The organism is Caballeronia sp. SL1002 (assembly GCF_057814995.1).
On the sequence record NZ_JBYMUW010000005.1, the window covers coordinates 488367 to 510639 of the forward strand.

Annotated in this window: 19 protein-coding genes; 9 read left to right on the forward strand and 10 right to left on the reverse strand. The window is 61.4% G+C overall.

The genetic code is table 11. The features are described 5' to 3' along the window. Window positions 1-128: 128 nt before the first annotated feature. Both zwf and AC3D25_RS26715 read right to left on the reverse strand, forming a co-directional pair. Complete coding sequence (gene zwf / locus AC3D25_RS26710) at window positions 129-1604, reverse strand: glucose-6-phosphate dehydrogenase (protein ID WP_488891495.1); 1476 nt, start codon at window positions 1602-1604, stop codon at window positions 129-131. Between the two features lie 120 nt (window positions 1605-1724). Further along, window positions 1725-2660: a LysR family transcriptional regulator gene (locus tag AC3D25_RS26715; RefSeq protein WP_488891496.1), complete on the reverse strand. Its 936-nt coding sequence runs from the start codon at window positions 2658-2660 to the stop codon at window positions 1725-1727. Window positions 2661-2781: 121 nt separating this feature from the next. Here AC3D25_RS26715 and AC3D25_RS26720 point away from each other — a divergent pair, with 121 nt between their 5' ends. Next, the gene (locus AC3D25_RS26720; RefSeq protein WP_488891497.1) at window positions 2782-3927 is read left to right on the forward strand and encodes an iron-containing alcohol dehydrogenase; all 1146 of its coding nucleotides are present in this window, start codon (window positions 2782-2784) and stop codon (window positions 3925-3927) included. Between the two features lie 40 nt (window positions 3928-3967). Here AC3D25_RS26720 and AC3D25_RS26725 read toward each other — a convergent pair whose 3' ends face one another. After that, complete coding sequence (locus tag AC3D25_RS26725; RefSeq protein WP_488891498.1) at window positions 3968-4672, reverse strand: glutathione S-transferase N-terminal domain-containing protein; 705 nt, start codon at window positions 4670-4672, stop codon at window positions 3968-3970. 463 nt (window positions 4673-5135) lie between these two features. Here AC3D25_RS26725 and AC3D25_RS26730 point away from each other — a divergent pair, with 463 nt between their 5' ends. From AC3D25_RS26730 to aroQ, 3 genes are all read left to right on the forward strand, one after another. Then, window positions 5136-6584 (forward strand): MFS transporter, encoded by a 1449-nt coding sequence (locus AC3D25_RS26730; protein WP_488891499.1) that lies wholly within the window; start codon window positions 5136-5138, stop codon window positions 6582-6584. A 93-nt stretch (window positions 6585-6677) separates the two neighbouring features. Continuing rightward, window positions 6678-7511, forward strand: coding sequence for a shikimate dehydrogenase family protein (locus AC3D25_RS26735; protein ID WP_488891500.1), 834 nt, complete (start codon window positions 6678-6680; stop codon window positions 7509-7511). 24 nt (window positions 7512-7535) lie between these two features. After that, window positions 7536-7991 carry a type II 3-dehydroquinate dehydratase gene (gene aroQ, locus AC3D25_RS26740; RefSeq protein ID WP_488891501.1) on the forward strand — a complete coding sequence of 152 codons (456 nt, stop codon included), beginning with the start codon at window positions 7536-7538 and terminating at the stop codon, window positions 7989-7991. A gap of 33 nt (window positions 7992-8024) precedes the next feature. Here the strand turns inward: aroQ and AC3D25_RS26745 are convergent, their stop codons facing one another. Then, window positions 8025-8849, reverse strand: a complete 825-nt coding sequence (locus AC3D25_RS26745) for a transporter substrate-binding domain-containing protein (protein WP_488891502.1) — start codon at window positions 8847-8849, stop codon at window positions 8025-8027. Window positions 8850-8967: 118 nt separating this feature from the next. Continuing rightward, complete coding sequence (locus tag AC3D25_RS26750; protein WP_488891503.1) at window positions 8968-9123, reverse strand: hypothetical protein; 156 nt, start codon at window positions 9121-9123, stop codon at window positions 8968-8970. A 200-nt stretch (window positions 9124-9323) separates the two neighbouring features. On the opposite strand from AC3D25_RS26750, the gene AC3D25_RS26755 reads away from it, so the two are divergent. Further along, on the forward strand, window positions 9324-9764 hold the full coding sequence (locus AC3D25_RS26755; protein ID WP_488891504.1) for a hypothetical protein: 441 nt from the start codon (window positions 9324-9326) through the stop codon (window positions 9762-9764). On the opposite strand, the gene AC3D25_RS26760 is transcribed toward AC3D25_RS26755, so the two are convergent. After that, the gene (locus tag AC3D25_RS26760; RefSeq protein WP_488892161.1) at window positions 9761-11341 is read right to left on the reverse strand and encodes an alpha-amylase family glycosyl hydrolase; all 1581 of its coding nucleotides are present in this window, start codon (window positions 11339-11341) and stop codon (window positions 9761-9763) included. The genes AC3D25_RS26755 and AC3D25_RS26760 overlap by 4 nt on opposite strands. Window positions 11342-11392: 51 nt before the next feature. Between AC3D25_RS26760 and AC3D25_RS26765 the strand changes: the two genes are divergently transcribed. Next, window positions 11393-13057, forward strand: a complete 1665-nt coding sequence (locus tag AC3D25_RS26765; RefSeq protein WP_488891505.1) for an alpha-amylase family protein — start codon at window positions 11393-11395, stop codon at window positions 13055-13057. On the opposite strand, the gene AC3D25_RS26770 is transcribed toward AC3D25_RS26765, so the two are convergent. From AC3D25_RS26770 to AC3D25_RS26780, 3 genes are all read right to left on the reverse strand, one after another. Beyond that, entirely contained in the window at window positions 13054-14745 is a 1692-nt protein-coding gene (locus AC3D25_RS26770; RefSeq protein ID WP_488891506.1) for a VRR-NUC domain-containing protein, read from the reverse strand. The two genes, AC3D25_RS26765 and AC3D25_RS26770, sit on opposite strands and share 4 nt — an antisense overlap. Window positions 14746-14995: 250 nt before the next feature. After that, window positions 14996-17065 carry a pyridoxamine 5'-phosphate oxidase family protein gene (locus AC3D25_RS26775; protein ID WP_488891507.1) on the reverse strand — a complete coding sequence of 690 codons (2070 nt, stop codon included), beginning with the start codon at window positions 17063-17065 and terminating at the stop codon, window positions 14996-14998. A gap of 18 nt (window positions 17066-17083) precedes the next feature. Continuing rightward, window positions 17084-17698 (reverse strand): glutathione S-transferase family protein, encoded by a 615-nt coding sequence (locus tag AC3D25_RS26780; protein ID WP_488891508.1) that lies wholly within the window; start codon window positions 17696-17698, stop codon window positions 17084-17086. A gap of 420 nt (window positions 17699-18118) precedes the next feature. On the opposite strand from AC3D25_RS26780, the gene AC3D25_RS26785 reads away from it, so the two are divergent. Further along, window positions 18119-18799 (forward strand): type VI secretion IcmF C-terminal domain-containing protein, encoded by a 681-nt coding sequence (locus AC3D25_RS26785; protein WP_488891509.1) that lies wholly within the window; start codon window positions 18119-18121, stop codon window positions 18797-18799. Between the two features lie 102 nt (window positions 18800-18901). Here AC3D25_RS26785 and AC3D25_RS26790 read toward each other — a convergent pair whose 3' ends face one another. Then, a complete protein-coding gene (locus AC3D25_RS26790; RefSeq protein ID WP_488891510.1) occupies window positions 18902-19801 on the reverse strand; it encodes a LysR family transcriptional regulator in 900 nt (299 codons plus the stop codon). A 212-nt stretch (window positions 19802-20013) separates the two neighbouring features. Between AC3D25_RS26790 and AC3D25_RS26795 the strand changes: the two genes are divergently transcribed. Both AC3D25_RS26795 and AC3D25_RS26800 read left to right on the forward strand, forming a co-directional pair. Next, entirely contained in the window at window positions 20014-21222 is a 1209-nt protein-coding gene (locus tag AC3D25_RS26795) for an ABC transporter substrate-binding protein (protein WP_488891511.1), read from the forward strand. Window positions 21223-21387: 165 nt separating this feature from the next. Continuing rightward, window positions 21388-22263: a branched-chain amino acid ABC transporter permease gene (locus tag AC3D25_RS26800; protein ID WP_488891512.1), complete on the forward strand. Its 876-nt coding sequence runs from the start codon at window positions 21388-21390 to the stop codon at window positions 22261-22263. The last annotated feature ends 10 nt before the right edge of the window (window positions 22264-22273 follow it).

A 22273-nucleotide genomic window follows, 5' to 3' on the forward strand; every position in this document is an offset into this window, starting at 1 on the left:
TTTAACGCTTGCTTGAATGCTATGGAACATCAGCGCTGAAGCTCGCCGATACGCCGCTGCATACAGTCAGACGCAGCGAAAAAAACGGCAGGCGCTGTAAAACGTCCACCGCTTTTTCCTGCCCCCGTTCAGCTTTCCTCGGCCCACGCCATGTTTTCGCGCGCCATCAACGCCGACGAAGCCGCCGGACCGAACGTCCCAGCCGTATAAGTACGCGGCCGGTCGTTGAGTTCCTTCCAGCCTGCGAGAATCGGCTCGGCCCATTCCCACGCCGCTTCGAGTTCGTCGCGGCGCATGAAGTGCGTGAGACGGCCGCGAATCACATCGATAAGCAGCCGTTCATAGGCTTCCGCGCGACGCTCGGTGAAGGCCTGCTGCAAGTCCAGATTGAGGTTCACCGGCAGCATGTGCATGCCGCTGCCCGGTTCTTTCGCGAGCATCTGCAACTGGATGGATTCCTCCGGCTGCAACTGGATGATCAGCCGGTTGCCGTAATTGCGCGGTCCGCTCGGAATGATGGAAAACGGCAAGTCGGCGAATTCGATCACGATCTCCGACTGCTTCTTCTGCAAGCGCTTGCCCGTGCGCAGAAAGAACGGCACGTTTGCCCAGCGCCAGTTGTTGATATGCGCGCGCAGCGACACGAACGTTTCCGCGCGGCTGTCGGCCGGCACGTTGTCCTCTTCGAGATAACCCTTCACCGGTTCGCCCGCAATCGCGCCCGCCGCGTATTGTCCGCGCACGGTGTCGCGTGCGATATCGGCGAGCGACATCTTGCGCAGCGAGCGCAGCACCTTGAGTTTTTCGTCGCGGACGGCGTCCGGATCGAGCGATACGGGCGGCTCCATTGCGACGATGCACAGCAGTTGCAGCAGATGGTTCTGCACCATGTCGCGCAGCGCGCCGGTCTGATCGTAGAAGCCCGCGCGACTTCCCACGCCGACCGTTTCCGCCACGGTGATCTGCACGCTCTTGATGTACGGCGCCTGCCACAGCGGACCGAAGATCGCGTTGCCGAAGCGCAGGACCATGAGGTTCTGCACGGTCTCCTTGCCGAGGTAATGGTCGATCCGGTAGATCTGCGCTTCCTTGAAATGCGTACCGACCGACGAATTGATCGCCTGCGCCGACGCGAGATCGTGGCCGAGCGGCTTTTCGAGCACGACGCGCGCACGCTCATCGACCAGACCGGCCGCCGCGAGGTTGTCGCAGATGGTGGTAAAGAGATCCGGCGACGTCGCGAGGTAGAACACGCGCTGCACATCCGGACGCGACGCTTGGGCGAGCCGCTCGTAATCGGCGGGCGAATCGATGTCGATACGCACGTACTCGAACAGCGCCAGAAACTTGTCCCATGCCTGGGGATCGAGCGCCTTTTTATCGACGAACGGTTTGGACTGTTCTTCCATGAACGTCAGATACTGGTCACGCGACCAGTCGCGGCGGCCGATCGCGATGATGCGCGTCTCGGGCGGCAAATTGCAGTGCAGATGCGCCATGAAAAGCGCCGGCAGCAGCTTGCGGGCGGAAAGATCGCCTGCGCCGCCGAAGATGATCATGTCGACAGGAAGGTCGGACTGTGCGGAACGGTTTTGCGTCGTCATAGTGCCTGGGGCATCGCCGGTGAAGGTTCGGAAAAGCGGGTGAAATTGCCTCGCGACGCTAATGGTGCATGTTTCCTGCGTTTTTTGCATGCTCGGTGCTGCAGAAAGCGTCCCGCACGCTCATGCGATGGCCGCGCGGGTGAGCGCGTCGGCGAGAAGGCGCGCGGCCGGCGCGAGCGGTACGCCGCGCCGCGTCACCAGCTCGTACGGTTCGCTGCGCGAGCCGATCGGCAGCGCCAACGTGTGTGTCAGACCGTGCATCGAGCAGAATCGAGCAACATCCACCGAGACGAGCGCCACGAACGACGGGTTCTTCTGAATGAGCGACAGCGTGGCGAAGGCGGACGTCGTTTCAAGCAGATGCAGCGGAAAACGCAGCCCCGCTTCGTGGAATTCTCGTTCGAGGAGCAGCCGCATCGGCATGTTCGCGCGATAGACGATCCAGCGAAACTGCGCAAGATCGCGCAGCGCGAGGTTCGGTGTATCGGCGCAGGGATGCGCGGCGTTCGCGACCACGGCAAGCGTCTCGTCCTGCACGACCGTGCTCTCGTAGAGATCGGGCGACGCGCTCACGCTGGTGCGGCAGACCGCCAGGTCGATGCGCCCGGCGTCAAGCAAACCGAGCAGCATCGCGCTCGTGTCTTCGACTATCTCGATCGACATCTCCGGCTGCTCCGCGATCACGCTTGTAATCGCGTCGGTCAGGAGCGGCACCGCACCCATGATGACGCCGACCGACACGCGCCCGCCGTGTCCGCGCATGATCCCGACGATTTCCTCGCGCAAGTGCGCCAGGTCCGTCTGGATCAGCCGCGCGTAGCGAATCACGCAATGTCCCACGGCGTTCGGGGCGAGTCCGCGATTCGTGCGGACAAACAGCGGCGTCCCGAAGGTGGTTTCGATCTCGCTCAGCGCCTTGCTCGCGCCCGGCTGCGTCAGCGCGACTTCGCGGGCGGCGGCGAGCAGCGAGCCGTGGTCGCCGAGCGCGATCAAGAGACGCAGTTGCTTCGTATGGAGCCGCGAGATGATGGAATTGAGCGAAGGCGTGGTCGGCATTCGGTTGTTTCCGATCTGAGTAAAAGTAATAGCTGTATCACATTCCGTCAGTTTCGGCGTGTCAATGCCGTCTCTATACTCGGACGGTCGTGTGCTCACTATAACTTTCCATCAATACTCCATGTCCCTTATCAACTACATCACGCAAATCCAGTTCGAATTCGGCGCAATCCGCCTGCTAAAGAGTGAATGCGAGCGCATCGGAATCCGCCGGCCGTTTATCGTGACGGACGCGGGCATCAAGGCGGCGGGCATTGTCGATACTGTGCTTGCCGCGCTCGGCGGCGAGACGAGCACGCCCGTGTTCGACCGCACGCCGCCCAATCCGAACGAGCGTGCAGTGCGTGAGGCCGTGGCGGAGTACCTCGCGCATGGATGCGACGGGATCGTGGCGGTTGGCGGCGGGTCGTCGATCGATCTGGCGAAGGGTGTCGCGGTGTGCGCGACGCATGAAGGGCCGCTGCAGAGTTTCGCCGTGATCGAGGGCGGCGCGGCCCGCATTACGGCCGCGACCGCACCGGTGATCGCCGTGCCGACGACGGCGGGCACTGGCAGCGAAGTGGGCCGCGGCGCGATCCTGATTCTCGACGATGGCCGCAAGGTTGGCGTTATTTCGCCGTACGTGGTGCCGAAATCGGCTATTTGCGATCCGGAACTCACGCTCGGATTGCCGCCTGCGATGACGGCCGCGACCGGCATGGACGCCATCGCGCACTGCCTCGAAACGTTCATGGCGCCGGTTTTCAATCCACCCGCCGACGGCATCGCGCTCGACGGCCTTTGGCGCGCCTGGCGGCACATTGAAACGGCCACGCGCGAGCCGGGCAATCGCGACGCGCGTCTGAACATGATGAGCGCTTCGATGCAGGGCGCGCTCGCTTTCCAGAAAGGGCTCGGATGCGTGCATAGCCTGAGCCATTCGCTCGGCGGCATCGATCCGCGTCTGCACCACGGCACGCTGAACGCGATCTTCTTGCCTGCGGTGATCGCGTTCAACGAGCCGGCCCCGTCGATGCAAACCGAGCACAAACTTGCGCGGATTGCGCAGGCGATGGGACTGGGACTCAACGCAAGCGCCGAAGTTGGCCCCGCGATCCGCGCGATGACCGCGCGCTTGGGTTTGCCCGGCGGCCTCGCGCAACTCGGCGTCACGCGCGAAATGTTTCCGCGCATCGTCGCCGGTGCGCTCAAGGACCATAGCCACAAGACGAATCCGCGCGAGGCGTCGGAAGCCGACTACACGGCGATGCTCGAAGCGTCCATGTAAGCATCCACGAGCGCGTGCTCGTTCATGCTCGCTGTCTCGATTAGCCGCGCGGGGGAATCTCCAGACCTTTCGCCACCGCCGGCCGGGCGACGAATGCGGCGAGCGCGCGCGTCACGTTCGGAAAGTCCTTGATGCCGACCAGATCGCCCGCTTCATAGAAGCCGATCAGGTTGCGCACCCACGGAAACGTGGCGATATCGGCGACCGTATAGGCGTCGCCCATGATCCACTCGCGCTCCGCCAGCCGCCCGTCGAGCACGCCGATTAGCCGCCGTGCTTCGGCCACGTAGCGGTCGCGCGGGCGCTTGTCCTCGTAATCCTTCCCCGCGAATTTGTTGAAGAACCCGAGCTGGCCGAACATCGGCCCGATGCCGCCCATCTGGAACATCAGCCACTGGAGCGTTTCGTAACGCGCGGCGGCGTCGTCGGGCATGAACTGGCCGGACTTGTCGGCGAGATAGATCAGGATCGCGCCAGATTCGAACAGCGCGAGCGGCTTGCCGCCGGGGCCGTCGGGATCCAGAATTGCCGGAATCTTGTTGTTCGGATTGAGCGACAGGAATTCAGGCGACATCTGGTCGTTGGTCTGGAAGCTGACGAGATGCGGCTCGTAGGGCAGGCCGGTTTCTTCGAGCATGATCGAAACCTTCACGCCGTTCGGCGTGGGCAACGAATAGAGCTGGATGCGCTCCGGATGGCTGGCGGGCCATTTTTTCATGATCGGGAAGGCGGAAAAATCAGGCATCGAGTGTCCTTTGGTCCTTTGATGGTTTAGTGGTCTAGGCAGCGATGGAAAGTCGGGCCGCTCGGCTCGCGCGCGGCGTGATCGTCAATATAAACACTTTGCGAAATTTTTGACGTGTCGGCGAAGGCTTCCCACGCGGTCGATCTCCGGGAAAACGGTATTAGACGATCGAGGCCATCAGGGAGGATGATGTGCTTCGCTCGGCCAGAAAATGAGCGCGTCTTCGACTCGCGGCGCGTGAACGTCTTACGGCGGCCTTTAGTGCGTCTTTCGGACTCTTTCGTGCAATAGGTAGGTTCACCACTTGCGGTGCGTGCATGTAAGGCGTGTTGTCAATGGACACGTATCACCGTTTTTCGCTAGCGAAGCAGCCAAGGGCAATGCCGAACGGCCGCAGGGCTTGCCGGGAATCGCAGCAAACAGCCACAGAAGCTGATCCGGCTTTTTCATTCAGGAGACGACAATGACGACGAAACCGCAATCACCCGGCGAGCCGGATGAACTGGACGCACACTCGGGCCAGAAGCGCTCGCAGACCCGCAAGGCGACTGCGAGCGGCTGGGTCGGCTCAGCGCTGGAATACTACGATTTCTTCATCTATGCGCAAGCCGCCGCGCTGATCTTCCCGCAGTTGTTCTTCCCCTCCGATAATCCTAAGACGGCCATCGTCGCATCGCTCGCGACTTACGGCGTCGGCTATGTTGCGCGCCCGATCGGCGCCATCTTTCTGGGTCACTGGGGCGACACTCACGGCCGCAAGAACGTGCTGCTGGTGTGCATGTTCCTGATGGGTTTCTCCACGATGGCAGTGGGCCTCTTGCCGACTTACCATCAGGTCGGCTTGCTCGCGCCGACCCTGCTCGTTCTGCTGCGGCTGATACAGGGCTTCGCGGTAGCCGGTGAAATCTCGGGCGCGAGTTCGATGATTCTCGAGCACGCGCCATTCGGGCGGCGCGGGTACTACGCGAGTTTCACGCTGCAAGGCGTGCAGGCCGGCCAGATCCTCGCGGCCGCCGTATTCCTTCCGCTCGCTTACTACATGCCGGAGGACGCCTTTAATTCCTGGGGCTGGCGCATTCCGTTCCTGCTGAGCGCGGGCGTGCTCATCGCGGGCTACATCATTCGGCGCGAAGTCACGGAGACGCCGGCCTTCGCGAAGGAAGGCGAAGGTGGCGAAGTCCCGAAGTCTCCGATCGTCGAGGCGTTCAAGTACAACTGGCGCGACATGGTGCGCGTGATCTGCTGCGCGTTGATGAACGTGATTCCGGTTGTCGCCACTATTTTCGGCGCGGCCTATGCGGTGCAGAAATCCTACGGAATCGGCTTCAGCAAGAGCGTCTATCTCTGGATCCCGGTGCTCGGTAATATCCTTGCCGTTCTGGTCATTCCGTATGTCGGCGATCTCTCCGACCGCATCGGCCGCAGATTGCCGATCATCGTCGGCGCGATCGGCTCGGGCCTCTGCTCGTTCGGTTATCTGTACGCGATCAGCATCTCCAGCGTGCCGCTCGCCATCGTCATGTCGCTGCTGATGTGGGGCGTCGTCTATCAGGGGTACAACGCGATCTTCCCGAGCTTCTATCCGGAATTGTTTCCGACGCGTTCCCGCGTATCGGCGATGGCGATTGCGCAGAACATCGGCACGACCATCACGGCGCTCATGCCGGCCTTGTTCGCGATCGTCGCGCCGCCCGGATCGACCAATGTCCCGATGGTAATCGGTTCGATCACGCTCGCCGTGACGATCGTCGCGGCCATCGCGGCTTGGAGCGCACGCGAAAACTATCGCGTGCGTCTGAGCGATCTCGGCGACCCGAATGCGGTGCCGATCGAGAAAGCGGAATACGACCGGTTGCGCGCGGAAACGCTGGTGGAAGAGAAAGCAGGCAAGAGTCGTAAAGTCGCCGCTTGAACGAAAGTGGCCGCACGTCGGCCACTTTCTGCGTTTTCAACCGGTCGGCGATAGTGGAAACGGGCTCGGGACACGCATTACAGGAGCGATTCAATGATCAGCGGAAAGACCACGCTCGTTGCCCACCTCGGGTATCCGACCGAGGCGTTCAAGGCGCCCATGATTTACAACCCGTGGTTCGACTCGCGCGGCATCGACGCCGTCGTCGTGCCGATGGGTGTCAAACCGGATGACTACGCCGCGTTCATCCCGTCCTTATTCCGCCTGAGCAATATTCGCGGGGCGCTTGTTACGATGCCGCACAAGATCGCGACGGTTGCACTCGTCGACGAGGTCACGCCGACTGCGCGTATCGCGGGCGCGTGCAACGCAATTCTGCTGCGCCCGGACGGTACGTTGCTCGGCGACCAGTTCGACGGCGCGGGCTTCGTGCGCGGCGTCGAAAGAAAGGGCTGCAAGCTGACGGGCGCGCGTGCAATGGTGCTCGGCAGCGGCGGCGTCGGTTCGGCGATCGCCGCGTCGCTCGCGGCGGCGGGGGTCGCGGATCTGGCGCTTTTCGATGCGAACGCGGCGTCCGTCGATGGGCTGGCCGAGCGCTTGCGCAGCCACTACCCGCAACTCGCGGTGACGACCGGCTCGAAAGATCCGGCGGGCTACGATGTGATTGTCAACGCAACGCCGCTAGGCATGAAGGACGATGATCCGTTACCCTTCGATATCGCGCGCATCTCGCCGTCCACGTTTGTCGGTGAAGTCGTGATGAAGTCCGAATACACGCCGCTTCTGCGCGCGGCGAAGGACAAGGGTTGCGCGGTGCAGGTCGGCACGGACATGCTGTTCGAAATGATTCCGGCGTACCTGGAATTCTTCGGTTTCGGCACGGCGACGCCAGACGAACTACGCGCGGTTTCGCAAATCAAATATTGACGCTCTTGGCGGGAAGGAAAATTCATGAAGAAAGTGCTCGTGCTTAACGGACCCAATCTCAACTTGCTGGGCCAGCGCGAACCGGGACAATACGGACACGACACGCTAGCGACCGTCGAAGCCATGTGCCAGGAGACGGGCAAGCGCCTTGGCGTGGAAGTGGAGTGCCGCCAGTCGAACCACGAGGGCGTGCTGATCGACTGGATTCAGGAAGCTGGACGTGAGGTTGCGGCGGGCAACATGCTCGGCGTCGTGATGAACCCCGGCGCGTACACGCATACTTCGGTCGCTCTGCACGACGCGATCAAAGGCGCGAGCGTACCGTTGATCGAACTGCACATTTCCAACGTGCATGCGCGTGAATCGTTCCGGCACCACTCGTTCATTTCGCCCGCGGCCCGCGGCATTATCGTCGGGCTGGGCGTGAAGGGGTATCCGATCGCCATCGACGCGCTCGTGCAGGTCACGCAGACGCAGTAACGCTCACAGTAGGGCTCGGAGACGGCGCCGCGTTCACTCGAACGTCTGCGCCATTTGCTGTGGCAAGGGCACGCGAAGCCACTTTTGCACGATGGTATTCAACTCGCCGTCCTTCTTGGCCGCGGTCAACACCGCGTTGACGCGGGCAAGCAGCGCGGGTTCGCTCTTGTTCAGCCCGACCCGGCAAGACGACTCGTGGATCACGTACTTCAGCACCGGCTTGTTCGGCGCGTCGGCGGGCATCATCGAGCCGAGCTTGGTCGCGACGAAATCGCCAGTGCCGATAAGCGGCACCTGACCCGCCACGTAAGCCGCGATCATGCCGTTGTTGTCGTCGTAGCGCTTGATCGTGGCCGTCGTCGGCACGGTCTTCGTGAGCATCAGATCCTGAAACGTGCCGCGCGCAACGCCTACGACCTTGTTCGCGAGATCGGCCGGTCCGTCCACCTTTAGACTTGCGGGACCGAAAACGCTGTTGTTATAGGGCGAATAGGGCTGCGAGAAATCGATCACCTTGTCGCGTTCCGCGTCCTTGCCCAAGGTCGAAATGACGAGGTCCACTTTATTCGTTTGCAAATACGGAATGCGGTTCGCGCTGGTCACCGGGACGAGTTCGAGCTTCGCGCCGAGCTTGCGCGCAAGCAGCCCAGCAACGTCGATATCGAGTCCCTCCACTTGCATGTTCGTCCCGACCGAGCCGAACGGCGCGAAGTCCTGAGGCACCGCCACGCGTAGCGTGCCGCGCTTTTGAATGTCGCCGAGCGTATCGGCGTGAACGGGCGCCATATGAACAAGCGTAGTGATAGCGGTCAGCGCAAGCGGCTGCAGAAAGCGTCGCAACAGGGTCGATATTTTCATGCGTGCAAGGGGCGTGTTGGCGTTTCGTGACGGCGCAAGACGCCGGGCGAGCCTTGACTATCGCATAAGAAAAACCGCCTCGGTCAAATTCGATCGGGCGGCGTGTGCTCATATCCAGCTACATCGCGCGGGCGCCGTCGTCGGTCATTTTCTTCGACGCCGACGACGCGTCGGTTTCCGGAGACGTGTCGGCAGGCTGTTTGGCCGGCGGCGCTTGATCCTTCGGCTCCTGATCCGTCACGTCGGTGCCGGGTTCGTTTTGCGGAATGCTCATCGCTTTCTCCTAAGGTTCGGACCTCGGCAATCGCAGCATCCGGCGTGCCTGCGCTCACTGCGAACGAATCACCTCCGAACGAAGCGTTTCATTCAAAGCGTCCGTGCGCGTGGCTTGTGCGTATTTATTGACACGCCTAAGCTTGAATGCGACCCGGGGCGAAATGGGGGCTAATGATGGGCGCTGCGTCTGGCAATGCGATGTTCGATCCGTGGCTAGCCGGTGCCTGGTGGCTGGCGCAAATGGCGGCTGCATCGCGTTCTCCATTTGGAGCCTTTAGTCTTACCGAGCCTGTTCTGCCTAACGGCACCTTTGCGGGTATTGTCATCAACGAAAACAATTCGACGGACCCGAGGGTGGAACATGCCATCGTGACCAAGGAAAGTTACGGCCGGCAGCTAGGACACATGATGGATGCGGTGGCCGTGCTGATCGACGAGCGGCCGGCGGCGGCTAAATCAAGCGATGCGCTGTCCGAATTCGAACGGCTTAAGCGAACCATCGACGGGATTAAGGAACGCGGTTCGCATGACCGCTTTGAGCGCGTCAAGACCGATCTCGAATGGCTTAGAAAGAATGCGGACGGCGAATATCGCGGACGCGTCCAGGAGCTTAAAGCGCTGATTGAAAAGCTCGGCTAGCTAGCCGCGACAATCACCGCCTCATTAGCGTGCAGATGGAATGCATCGCCGGCGGATGTTCCTTTGTCCCTGTCTTGCCGTGTCGACAGGACGATACTTCTCGCAGCCCGTGCGATTGTGGCGTTACTGTCACTCATGTTCAACGCGACGACGAACCGCCGGCCGGCAAGCACGCGTTCGTAGATCAGCACGTCGCCCATGACTTCTACGTGTTCGATCGATCCCGCCACAAACGCCGGCTCGCTTCGACGCAACGCCAATAGCCTTCGATACAACGCGAACATCGATGCATCGTCGTTCGATTGGGACGCCACGTCGTCACCATCGACACGGTTGACGGGAAGCCATGGCTCGCCGCTTGTGAAGCCCGCGTTCAGCGAGTTATCCCATTGCATTGGCGTGCGTTCGGGGTCACGCCCTTGACCGATGCCGGGCTGACGCAATTCGGCGGGATCGCGGATCCGGTCGGCGGGTATCGTGCCGTCCAGCATACCGAGTTCGTCGCCGTAATAGAGCGTCGGCGTTCCGCGCAGGGTGAGCAACAGGACGGCCGCGACCCGTGCCTGAGCCGGGCCGATTCGCGACGCGATACGCGGGTTGTCGTGATTGCCCAGCACCCAGTTCGGCCATGCACCGGGCGGCAACGCCCGCTCGTAATCCGTAATGGCGTGAGCAATGTCAACGGCTTTCCAGGGCGTCGTGACAAGCTGAAAATTGAACGGCATGTTCGCGCCGTCGCCTTCGTGGCCGTAGTAGCTCACGAGTTGCGTCACGGGCAAGTAGATCTCGCCAATCAGTACCCGCTCGCCGTATTCGTCAAGTGTCGCCCGCATCGCGCGAACGATGTCATGCACCTCCGGCTGGTCTTCGGTATAGGTCTGCAGCAAGCGGTGATGGTCCGGCTCGCCCGCGCGATAGAGCGGGTTAGGCGGGTTGTCGCGGAACTGCGCGTCCTTGATCAACAGCCACAGCACGTCGACACGGAATCCGTCGACGCCACGGTCGAGCCAGAAACGCAGTGCCGCAAGCATCGCGGCGCGTACGTCTGCGTTGCGCCAGTTGAGATCGGGCTGTTCGCGCAGGAACGCGTGATAGTAGTATTGCCCGGTCGTGGCATCCCATTGCCAGGCCGGTCCGCCCATGCGGCTGAGCCAGTTGTTCGGGGGTCCGCCATCGGCCGCCGGATCGCGCCACAAGTACCAGTCGCGCTTTGGATTGATTCGTGACGCGCGGCTTTCGAGGAACCAGGGATGCTGGTCGGAGGAGTGATTGGGAACGAAGTCGAGCAGAACTTTTAGCCCAAGCCGATGAGCTTTCGCAACCAGCCGGTCGAAGCCGGCTAGCGTTCCGAACATCGGGTCGATCGCGCAATAATCGGCCACGTCATAGCCAAAGTCCGCCATTGGGGAAGGGTAGACCGGCGAGATCCAGACCGCGTCCACGCCGAGTTGCACGAGATAGTCCAGGCGCTCCGTGATGCCGTCGAGATCGCCAATGCCATCACCATTGTGGTCCTGAAACGATCGCGGATACACTTGGTAGATGACGCCTTGCTGCCACCACGCGAGTTGCAACATAGTCCTTCCCATTAACGCTCAACGCAGGTTTGGAGACGACATAGAGACCTCATGCTAAACGATCTCTGGTACAAGAATGCGGTCATCTATTGCTTGTCCGTCGGCACTTTCATGGACGCGAACGGCGACGGAACCGGCGATTTTCAAGGGCTCATACGCCGTCTCGACTACCTGCAGGGTCTCGGCATTTCCACCGTGTGGCTGATGCCGTTCCAGCCGTCTCCCGGCCGCGACAACGGCTACGACATCTCCGATTACTACAACGTCGATCCGCGTTACGGCACGCTTGGCGATTTCGCCGAGTTCACGCACGCTTGCCGTCAACGCGGCTTGCGCGTGATGATCGACCTCGTGGTCAATCATACGTCGGACCGTCATCCGTGGTTTCGCGAAGCACGTAGCGATCCCGCTTCGAAATATCGTGACTGGTACGTATGGTCGGACAAGAAGCCGCCGAACGCTCGCGATGGCGTCGTGTTTCCCGGCGTGCAGAAGTCGACGTGGACCTACGATAAAGAAGCGAATCTCTGGTACTTCCACCGCTTTTACGATTTCCAGCCGGATCTGAACACAGCGAACCCGCATGTCCAGGCAGAGTTGCTCAAGATCATGGGATTCTGGATCCAGCTTGGCGTATCGGGTTTCCGGATGGACGCGGTGCCGTTCGTCATCGCGACTAAGGGCGCGAAGGTCAAGCGTCCGGTCGAGCAATACGACATGTTGCGGACGTTCCGTGAGTTCCTGCAATGGCGCAAAGGCGACGCGATCATTCTCGCCGAAGCGAATGTTCTGCCGGACACCGACCTCGATTATTTCGGCGATGACGGAGAGCGCCTGCAAATGATGTTCAATTTCCAGGTCAATCAGAACACGTTCTATACGCTTGCGACCGCGGACACCGCGCCGCTCAAGAAGGCGCTGATGTCGACGCGGCCACGCCCCGCGGCCGCGCAGTGGGGCGTGTTCCTCCGCAATCACGACGAGCTCGATCTCGGTCGCCTGACACCGGAACAACGCGCTGCGGTATTCGCGGAATTCGGTCCGGACGCGGATATGCAGCTTTACGGACGCGGCATTCGTCGCCGGCTTGCGCCGATGCTCAATGGCGACCGGAGGCGTCTGGAGCTTGCCTATAGCCTCATGCTCACGTTGCCGGGCACGCCGGTGATCCGCTATGGCGACGAGATCGGCATGGGCGACGATCTGCGGCTGCCCGAGCGAGAATGCGCACGCACGCCGATGCAATGGTCTGGCGAGCCGCACGCCGGATTCACGAAGAACGAACGGCCGGTTGCGCGCGTTATTTCGGATGGACCATACGGCTTCGAGCGCGTGAATGTCGCGAGTCAACGCCGCGATCCCGATTCGCTCCTCAACTGGACCGAGCGCGTGATTCGTATGCGTCGTGAGGTTCCGGAAATCAGCTGGGGCGATTTCGCCGTGTTGCGAACATCGCGGCAGGACGTGTTGGCTTTGCGTTACGACTGGCGTAACAACTCGGTGCTGTGCCTGCACAATTTCAGCGCCGCTGCGTGTACCGTGAAATTCCGCTCGGGCTGCTGCGATCCGGCCGAGGACCTGCTCGTGAGTCTCTTGTCCGACGATCACAGCCGCGCGGGCGACGACGGACGTCATAGCGTCGTGCTGGAGCCTTATGGATACCGCTGGTATCGCATGGGGGGGCTCGATTACCTGCTTAAGCGCAGCGAGGTCTAAGCGGATTGCTGCGGGTCGTCTACCCATCGGACATGGACGACTCGCACGGGAATGTCATGAGCCGTGCAATAGGCGAGCCAGCGGATCTGGTTATCTTGCAGCCGGTCTCCCGGACCCTTCACCTCGATCATTTCGTAGCGGCCTTCGGTCGGCCAGAATCGAATCAGATCGGGCAGGCCGGTGCGATGGCTTCCGACGTCGTTGGCAATGCGCGTGAAGCAAAGCTTGAGATGCGCGGCGGGAAAGCAGGTAAGCGCCGTTTCGAGCAGTTCGCCGGTCAGCACGCCCCAGTGAACGAACGGCGACTGTACGCCGCATTTCGCGGCGAATCGGGCTCGGATGAGCTGCTTGTATTCGTCGGTGTCCAGTTGCGTGAGACAGCGTTCGAACGCGTCGCGTCGACGCTCGTGGAAATCGGGCGCGTGGAGATCGGCGGGGCCGCGCTGAAAGGGATGGAAGAACGCGCCAGGCAGAGGCGCAAAAATCGCGTCCCAGCAGAGCAGACCGAACAGCGCATTGATCAAGGCGTTCTCGACATAGTGAACGGGTGCATCGGGATGAAACAGTGCTTCCCTGACCACTCTTTCGACAGAATCGGGCACCGTCGGCCTCGGTAGCGCGAGTTCGATACGATCGATACCTCGCGGCCGTTCGACGCGCTTCGCGGCGAGACCCAGCGTGCGCCGCAAACGCGGCAGCATCCGCGCGACCCGTTGGGCTTCCTCTTCGCTTTCTGGCTTGCCGTATGCGTCGAGCGCAAGATCGTAAGCGTGGGATACGAATCCGGATTGCTCGAGGACACGCAGACGCCGATGCCGTGCGCCTGGAAACCGGCAGTTCGAATACGCCTCAAGCGCGCGATCCCATTGCTTCTTGCGCTCGCAATACTGGCCGATTCGAAACAGCAGCTTCTGGCGCTTTTGTTCCAGCCAGGGCTGGCCGCAAGTCAGTGCTTCGATCTCGTGGATCATTTGTTCGAGCGTCGGTGCGCCATCGATCTGCTCGTAAGCATCCAGCAATTCGCGATAAGCGTGCAGTGACAGAAAGACGTCGATATCGAAGCGGCTTTGAAACGGCCGTGAGGTCGGATCGAATGCAACTTGCTCGTAACGAAACACGCCGAGATCCGTCAGAACGAATTCGGACCATCTCTGATGCAGATTGCCAAAAAACATCAGTCTTAGCCGATCGCAAAGCGAGTCGAGCTTGAAGCGAAAAATGCGCTCTGCGGAAGCGGGACGCCACGCGCCGTAGCGTTGCGCGGTCGTATCCCATGCATGCAGACTGTCGCGGAGTTCGGCCTTACGGGTATTCGAAGCCGCTAGCGCTTCCGGAAACATTTCGATGAGCTCGGCCTTGGTGTGCGAGTCGAATATTTCATCCAGCGTGAGTGTCGGATCGGCATCGATATAGCCTGGATCGCTAAGCCATTTAGCTGCCTGAACCGGACAGCCAATTTCCGCGTAGGCCAGCTTGCTTGTGCGAAAAAGCGGACCGTTGCGCATCAGCATGCGAACGACGAGCGCGCGCGATGGCAACGGCAACGCCGGGAATCGATCGAGAAACGCGCGTTCCTCGTCGTTCCACAGGTCGCCGTAGCGCGCGTTCAACCAGTCGAGTGCGCGCTCGAAATTCAGAAGATAGTAATAGCGCCGCTGAAATTCGGCCGGGATCGGGACAAGAGTCATAAGTGCTGTATGGATATACAGCGCTTATGATACCGTCATCGCGAAAATTCAGCGAGTCGGCAGAGCCGACGTGCGCAGTTCTGCACGGAGCGCCTTGGCGGCATCGACCATGATTGCGAGTCAGCGGATCGGAGCGCGATATCGCGTCGCGAAACGCGCATTGGCTAGCCGGTCCCGGAATCGCGTTCCGATTCGATCCGCGAGGTGCTCGAACTTGCCTAGATCAAGCCGGGCGCTTAGCGCTCGCCAGTCACATTTCCAGTTGCAACGTCGATGCTTCGGCGGCCGGCACGGCGCAGCAAATCAGCGCTTCATCGGCGGCCACATCGAAGGACGGCGCATTCGAATATGCCACTTCGCCCTTCACGATCTTTGTCCGGCAGGTCCCGCAAGTTCCTCCGCGACATCCGAACTCGGGCTTAAGGCCCTGGCGTTCGGCCAGTTCCAGTAGAGTGCCGCTGCCGGGCGTCCAGTTCGCTTCCTTGCCCGATATCACGAAGGCTACGGGAACCGAGTTGTCGGCGGCCTCGGCTGCATGGCTGCGATCGTTATCGCGTTTCAATGCCGAAGGTCCGAACGATTCGGCGTGAATGCGCGCGTCCGCGACATTCAGCGCGCGCAAACCGTCATACATGGCTTGCATGAACGCGGAGGGGCCGCACAAGTAGAAGTCGTAGTCGTCGAAGGGGAGCTTTGCCCGCAGCAGATCCATATCGATACGTCCCGTCGCTTCACGATCCCGTCCGTGCTCGGCGTCCTCGGCATCGGTTAGCGTGCGCACGAGTTGCACGCTGCCCTGAGCGCGCGTCACGAGTTGCCGAAGTTCCGTATCGAATGCGCGTTCCTTGAGCGAATGCGCCGAATAGAACAGCCAGGTCGGGCGAATGCGGCGCTTGCGGAGTCCTTCATACACGACATCCTTAAGCATCGCGAGCATCGGCGTGATACCGATACCTGCCGCGAGCAGCACCGCCGGACGCGTTTCCAAAGCATCGATCACGAAACTTCCCGCTGGCGCGCGCGTTTCAACTAGATCGCCGACCTTGAGCGTGTCGTGAAGATGGCGCGACACGGCGCCTTCGCGCTTGACGCTGATGCGATACACGCCGTCCGACGGTGCAACCGAAAGCGTATAGGTGCGAATCACGGGCGTCGTGGCGCCGGGCAGCGTCACGCGAATGGGCAGGTGTTGCCCGGCACGATGTGCAATCAGCCCGGCGTGGTCGGCGGGTTCGAGATGGAACGAGCGGATCGCCGCGCTTTCATCGACGATTTTCGCGATCCGCATGGCGCGCCACGTGTCGGCATGCGCTATGGCAGCGAGCCGGCCAGCGGCTTCGTCCCACGTTCCCGTCATCAACGCATTCGGCGACGCGCCTTCGTCGCGCAACTCGCCCGCATGATTGCGCTCGCGGGTCCAGACAAGCGGCAGCGCCTGCCGCCGATACACCACGCGACGCGGCATGAAGCGCCACACGCGTTCCGCGCCTTGAAACGCGGCGATATCCGGCGAGTCGAGAATGACCTCGGCGTCGCCCGACATTTGCAGCAAGTCGCCGGTCGAGAAGTCGGGGAACACCAGTCCCGCTTCCCCGTTCAACAGGATATTGCCGAGCGTGTTGAAGAAAAGATTCCCGGCGAAGTCCGGGATCGTCAGACCGCCGTCCGCATCGAGCCGGACGAACCCCGGCCTGCCGCCGCGATGCGATACGTCCACCTGTTGCCGTCCATCGTCGCGCTCTGCATATGACGCAACGAAAAACGTATCCGCTTGCGCGACGATCGCGCGAGCGCGCTCGTCGATATTCGTAGTCTCGCTTGCACCGAAGTCGGACGGCGAGCCGGGATCGCGCGTGAACGATGGTGCCCGCTTCTGAATGTATTGCGGACAGTTGCCGAAGCTCTGCTCGACACCGATCGCAAAGCCGTCCGCGTTCACGCGCCGCACCGTTCCGTTCATGCGGTTGCGACGGCGCGTAGAAAGGTCGATACCGAGCAGGGCAACAGGCTTCGCTTCGCCGATCCCGCGTGCCGCTGGGTCATCGGGTTCGGACGCGACGCGCAATTGCAGCGTCCGCGGATCCGGCGAATAGGTAAATCCCGGAAGCCCGGCGCGCACGGTTGCCCACGCGTCGCCGTTATCGTCGACCGTGCCGAGCACGACGAACGGCAACTGAGCGAAGAATGTCCGGTGTTGCTCGGGCATGCTCGATCTGACGACGCGCCGTCCGACTTCGCGCATTTTCTCTACCACGCCCGCATGCTGCTGCATCGCGAGCTCGCCGGCGTGCCACGCCGAGGCTTCTACTTGTGCAGACATGGCGATCACTCCGCGTAATCAAGCCGCCGTCAATCCGGCTCGGGTGGTCTGGAAGGGCACGAAGCCCGGCAGCGACTCGACGCGCGCAAGCCACGCGTTGACGTTCGCGTAGGGCGAGAGATCGACGAAGCCTTCGGGCGCGCGGGCGATATAGCTGTAGAGCGCGACATCGGCGATAGTCGGATGCGAGGCAGCGAGCCACTGCTCGCTGGCGAGATGCGATTCGATCAGCGTCAGGATGTGATGCGCACGCGCGATCACTTCGTCAGCGTTGAACGAGCGGCCGAACACCGTCACGAGCCGCGCCGCGGCGGGACCGTACATGATCTCGCCCGCCGCCACGGATAGCCACTTCTGCACCGCGGCTGCACCTTCGGGCGTCGTCGGCAACCAGTCGCTGCGCTTGAAGCGTGTCGCGAGATAAACGAGGATCGCGTTGGAATCGGTGACTACGGTTTCACCATCTACAAGCACCGGAATCTGCCCGAACGGATTCATCTTCAGAAACTCGGGCGCCCGGTGCGCGCCGTTAGCCAGATCGACTTCGATCAGCTCGGCGGCCACGTCGAGCAACGACACGAAAAGCACAGCGCGATGCGCGTGGCCGGACAGCGGGTGATGATATAGCTTCATTTTTTGCGGCTCCTTGAGTGCATACGTGGCGACATGAATGCATCCTAGGCGCGTTGCGCGCATTGAGAAACCAGCGCGGCGAGAATGCACTTTTCTCGTATCGAGAACGATCGGCGTTCCATTTAAGCTGGCTCAGGGCCTGCGGCGTGTTCACATCAATGGCCTTATTGAAAAGCTTTAAAAGAGGAGGTCACCGAAACTCCAATTTGAACGGCCGATTATTGATTGTCGCGTCAACGCGGCAAAGACAGCATGTCGAGCCTTGAAGCCGCATCTTCTCGCGATTGGACAAACCGGATGCGTTGTTTATCGCCTTCATCAATTTTGCGCTTGTCGCTGATGGGCTCAAATACTCTGCACATGCGCTAGCGAACACGAGCACTTGGCACAAAGGCCGTGCGGTGCTTACGCGGAACCGACTTGCAGCAGATTGCCGGCCATCTGCTGGCGCAAGGCGAGCCGCAATACGTGTTCTCGCTGAGGCCGATACCGACGCCGGGTGTGAGCGATACGCTGCTGACGCTCGACGCGCAGAAGCTGCATTACTACAACCAGCAGGAGACGTGGCAAATGCTGACGTGGCCGTCGAACGATCCGCAAAGTGCGGGCACGCGGCTCGAATGGCAGACCGACACGGCGGGCACGAACCGGAGCTTCGAGTACAGCGGACGGTGGGCGCTGCTGCGCATGCTGGAGCGCGCGACGGTCGAGCCCGTGGACAGCGCAACGTATCGACTGACGTGGCAGGCGAAACCCGCAAGCGTGGGTTCCATGCCAATGACGTCGCTGAAGGCGGACGCTCCGAAGGGCGAGTGGGACGAACCCGATACGGCGACGCTGACCGCGCAGGCACCGCTCGTCCCCGCGCCGTCGAACGTTACGCATCCGCTGCGCTACATGATCCGTACGGACGTGGGCAAGGGACCGCTCGAATTGCTTGCGTTGCGGGGTTTTGTGCTGCCCTCGCGGATCTTCGTCGAACGCGCCGCGCCGGCCGGTCGACTGCCGCAATCCAACGGTCCGCCGCCCCTGCCGAAGGCCGCTAGAGAGGCGGCGCGGCATGCGGAAGTGCCGATTCCGACGAGTCGCGGGCCGTCGTGAGAGATCGCCGAGCGGATGCACGATGCTGCGCAATGCTCAAATCGGGTTTCAGTGACTTCCATTTCCGAAGTTCACCGATAAACCCGTGAGCGTAAAAACATCCTAATTCAACCGGCTGTCCGCACGCAGCGTCTCGATGGCGAGATCAAGAAACGCGCGCACTTTGAGCGAGACATGTCGGCCTTCGCGATGCACCACGTTGATCGGCAACGCAGGCGGCTCGAACGTTTCGAGAAGCACCTTTAGCGTGCCGCTCCGCAACTCGGCTGCAATCTGATAAGAAAGCACACGCGCGATGCCGAAGCCCGCGACGGCCGCCGCGATGGCCGAGTCGTTCGTGGTCGTCGTTACGCGCGGTCGCAAATGCGCGATGGCTTCCTCTTGCCTTGCGTTGAAGCGCCACTCCGGCGACGCGGACCCGCCGCTCGATAGAATCGTCGTGTGATCGCCGAGATGTGCCGGGACGTGCGGCACACCGCGCTTCGCGAGATACGCGGGCGCGGCGCACACCACGCGGCGCACACTGCCCACACGCGTCGCCTGAAGCGAAGAATCCGGCAACTCGCCGATCCGCACGGCGACGTCGAGACCCTCGTCGACCAGATTGACGACGCGGTCAAGAAACCAGCATCCGAGCGTCACATCGGGATAGCGCGTCAGGTAGTCGAGCGCGATCGGCATCACGTATTCCTTGCCGAACAACATGGGCGCAGTCACGTTCAGCTGGCCGCGGGGCGCGGTATGCGCGCCTGCGGCCGCAATCTCCGCGTGATCGATTTCGCTGAGAATGCGCCGGCAGTCGTCCAGGTAAGCAGCGCCGATATCGGTCAGGCGGACGAGACGCGTAGTGCGCGTAAGCAGTCGCACGCCGAGATGTTCTTCGAGTTCGGTGACGACCCGGCTTATCACCGACGTCGAAATATCGAGCTTGCGAGCTGCCGCCGAAAACCCGCCGGTTTCCGCCACTGCGACGAAAGTGTGCATGGCCTGAAGTCGATCCATTCGATTCCCCGATATTTGTTCTGATTGCGCAAGCTTAGCCAATCGCAACGCACGCGCTAAATGCTGGCCAAAAATGGCGCGCTTCTAGCATGCACTTTTTCGGCGCTTACCGAAAACCCTTACCGGGAAACTCCGGGTATGGAAGAAAGCTTACGTTCCATACAATTTGTCGGAACAAGAAAACAAAACCTGGCTACGTTCCGGAGACCATCATGAGCATTCGTCTTAACTGCATTGCGTTCGCACTCGCCGCACTCGCTTCGAACGCGTACGCCGCCGACCCGATCAAGATCGGCGTGGATGGTCCGTTCACCGGCGGGTCGTCGTCGATGGGCGTCAGTATGCGCGACGGCGTGCGTCTCGCGACCGCTGAAATCAATAAGTCGGGCGGCGTACTCGGTCGCCAGTTGCAACTGGTCGAACGCGACGACGAGGCCAAGAACGAGCGCGGCGTGCAGATCGCACAGGAACTGATCAACAAGGAAAAAGTCGTGGCCGTGGTGGGCTATATCAACACCGGCGTCGCGCTCGCGTCGCAACGCTTCTTCCAGGAAGGCAAGATCCCCGTCTTCAATAATGTCGCGACCGGCTCGGTCATCACGAAGCAGTTCACCGATCAACCCGAGAACTATGTGTTCCGCAATGCGGCGGCGGATCGCATTCAGGCGCCGATGATCGTCGAGGAAGCGGTCACCAAGCGCGGCTTCAAAAAGGTTGCGATCCTCGCCGATTCGACTAACTACGGCCAACTGGGCCGCGAAGATCTGGATAAGGCGCTTGCAGCCAAGGGCGTCAAACCGGTCGCTGTCGAGAAGTTCAACATCAAGGACGTCGATATGACGGCGCAGCTTCTGAAGGCCAAGGAAGCGGGCGCGCAAGCGGTCCTGACCTATGGCATCGGTCCCGAACTCGCGCAGATTGCGAACGGCATGACGAAGCTCGGCTGGAAGGTGCCGCTGATCGGAAGCTGGACGCTTTCGATGGCGAACTATATCGACAACGCCGGCGCTAACGGCGAGGGCGCACGCATGCCGCAGACCTTCATTCAGGAGGCAAACACGCCTAAGCGCAAGGCGTTTATCGAGGCTTATCTGAAGGAGTTCAAGCCGAAGAACGACCGTATCGATTCACCGGTTTCAGCGGCGCAAGGGTACGACTCGATCTATCTGCTCGCCGCCGCGATCAAGCAGGCGGGATCGACGGATGGTCCCAAGGTCAAGGCCGCGCTCGAGTCGCTGAATACGAAAGTCGAAGGCGTAGTGATGGTCTACGACAAGCCTTTTTCTCGCGACGACCACGAAGCGGTGAGTCCTAACGTGCCGGTGGTGGGCGAAGTGAAGGGCGGTCGCGTGGTCTATGCCTACGACGCCGACAAGAGCGGCGGCGGACAGTTGCGCGCCAAGCAGGCATCGTCGAACTAAGCCGCGCGAGTGTATCGATCAAAAGCCGCGTCCGCTTAACAAGCGGAGGCGGCTTTACTTTGCGCGACGGCGTATCGCTTTAACGGCGCAACGCGGGTGCAACGCGGGTGCAATTCCTGGCCCCTGGCGCGGCATCCGGCAACCTTCGACATTCGGGCGGCACGCATGGCAATTCTTCTGCAACTTATCTATAGCGGCATCGCGCTAGGCATGATCTACGCGGTGATCGCGTTCGGTTATCAGCTAACGTTCGCGACTTCCGGCACGCTTAATTTCGGTCAGGGCGATGCGCTGATGCTCGGTGCGCTGGTCGGCCTGACACTCGTTTCGCTCGGCGTGAACTATTGGCTGATGATTCCCCTCGTGTGCATTTTCGGGCTGGCGCAAGGCGCGCTGGTCGAACGTGTGGGTGTGCGCCCGGCGATCAAGATCAAGTCGGAGTTCGGCTGGATCATGTCCACCATCGCGCTCGGCATCATCTTCAAGAACGTCGCGGAAAACGTCTGGGGGCGCGACGATCTGCGCTTTCCTTCGCCGCTGCCGGAAGCGCCGATCAAGATTTTCGGCGCGAACGTATTGCCGATGGAACTGCTGGTCGTGGCCGGCGCGCTCGTCATGATGCTTGCCGTGGAGTTCTTCAATCGCCGCACGATCTTCGGCAAGGCGGTCGTCGCGACCGCGAACGACCGCGATGCAGCCGCGCTGATGGGCATCAATACGGGGCTCGTCATCACGTTTTCGTACGCGCTGTCTTCGCTGACCGCCGCATTCGCGGGCGTGCTGATCGCGCCGCTCACGCTGACGGGCGCGACCATGGGCGCGGTGCTCGGCCTCAAGGCGTTCGCGGTGGCGATCATCGGCGGGTTGTCGAGCGGCATGGGCATTATCGTCGGCGGGATGATTCTCGGCATTGCAGAGACCACGACGGGCTTCTATCTGTCGACCGGTTACAAGGACGTGCCGGGGCTCGTGCTGCTGCTGATCGTTCTCGCGCTCAAGCCTGCCGGCCTGTTCGGCAAAACAGCGATCAAGAAAGTCTGAGGCCCGAGCG

Coding starts and splice junctions, on each gene's coding strand:
- aroQ (WP_488891501.1), top strand. CDS start 7,536: ATGAAGAAAGTGCTCGTGCTTAACGGACCCAATCTCAACTTGCTGGGC.
- AC3D25_RS26715 (WP_488891496.1), bottom strand. CDS start 2,660: ATGCCGACCACGCCTTCGCTCAATTCCATCATCTCGCGGCTCCATACG.
- AC3D25_RS26795 (WP_488891511.1), top strand. CDS start 20,014: ATGAGCATTCGTCTTAACTGCATTGCGTTCGCACTCGCCGCACTCGCT.
- AC3D25_RS26790 (WP_488891510.1), bottom strand. CDS start 19,801: ATGGATCGACTTCAGGCCATGCACACTTTCGTCGCAGTGGCGGAAACC.
- AC3D25_RS26750 (WP_488891503.1), bottom strand. CDS start 9,123: ATGAGCATTCCGCAAAACGAACCCGGCACCGACGTGACGGATCAGGAG.
- AC3D25_RS26745 (WP_488891502.1), bottom strand. CDS start 8,849: ATGAAAATATCGACCCTGTTGCGACGCTTTCTGCAGCCGCTTGCGCTG.
- AC3D25_RS26735 (WP_488891500.1), top strand. CDS start 6,678: ATGATCAGCGGAAAGACCACGCTCGTTGCCCACCTCGGGTATCCGACC.
- AC3D25_RS26760 (WP_488892161.1), bottom strand. CDS start 11,341: ATGTTGCAACTCGCGTGGTGGCAGCAAGGCGTCATCTACCAAGTGTAT.
- AC3D25_RS26800 (WP_488891512.1), top strand. CDS start 21,388: ATGGCAATTCTTCTGCAACTTATCTATAGCGGCATCGCGCTAGGCATG.
- AC3D25_RS26720 (WP_488891497.1), top strand. CDS start 2,782: ATGTCCCTTATCAACTACATCACGCAAATCCAGTTCGAATTCGGCGCA.
- AC3D25_RS26780 (WP_488891508.1), bottom strand. CDS start 17,698: ATGAAGCTATATCATCACCCGCTGTCCGGCCACGCGCATCGCGCTGTG.
- AC3D25_RS26725 (WP_488891498.1), bottom strand. CDS start 4,672: ATGCCTGATTTTTCCGCCTTCCCGATCATGAAAAAATGGCCCGCCAGC.
- AC3D25_RS26770 (WP_488891506.1), bottom strand. CDS start 14,745: ATGACTCTTGTCCCGATCCCGGCCGAATTTCAGCGGCGCTATTACTAT.
- AC3D25_RS26775 (WP_488891507.1), bottom strand. CDS start 17,065: ATGTCTGCACAAGTAGAAGCCTCGGCGTGGCACGCCGGCGAGCTCGCG.
- AC3D25_RS26765 (WP_488891505.1), top strand. CDS start 11,393: ATGCTAAACGATCTCTGGTACAAGAATGCGGTCATCTATTGCTTGTCC.
- zwf (WP_488891495.1), bottom strand. CDS start 1,604: ATGACGACGCAAAACCGTTCCGCACAGTCCGACCTTCCTGTCGACATG.
- AC3D25_RS26730 (WP_488891499.1), top strand. CDS start 5,136: ATGACGACGAAACCGCAATCACCCGGCGAGCCGGATGAACTGGACGCA.
- AC3D25_RS26755 (WP_488891504.1), top strand. CDS start 9,324: ATGTTCGATCCGTGGCTAGCCGGTGCCTGGTGGCTGGCGCAAATGGCG.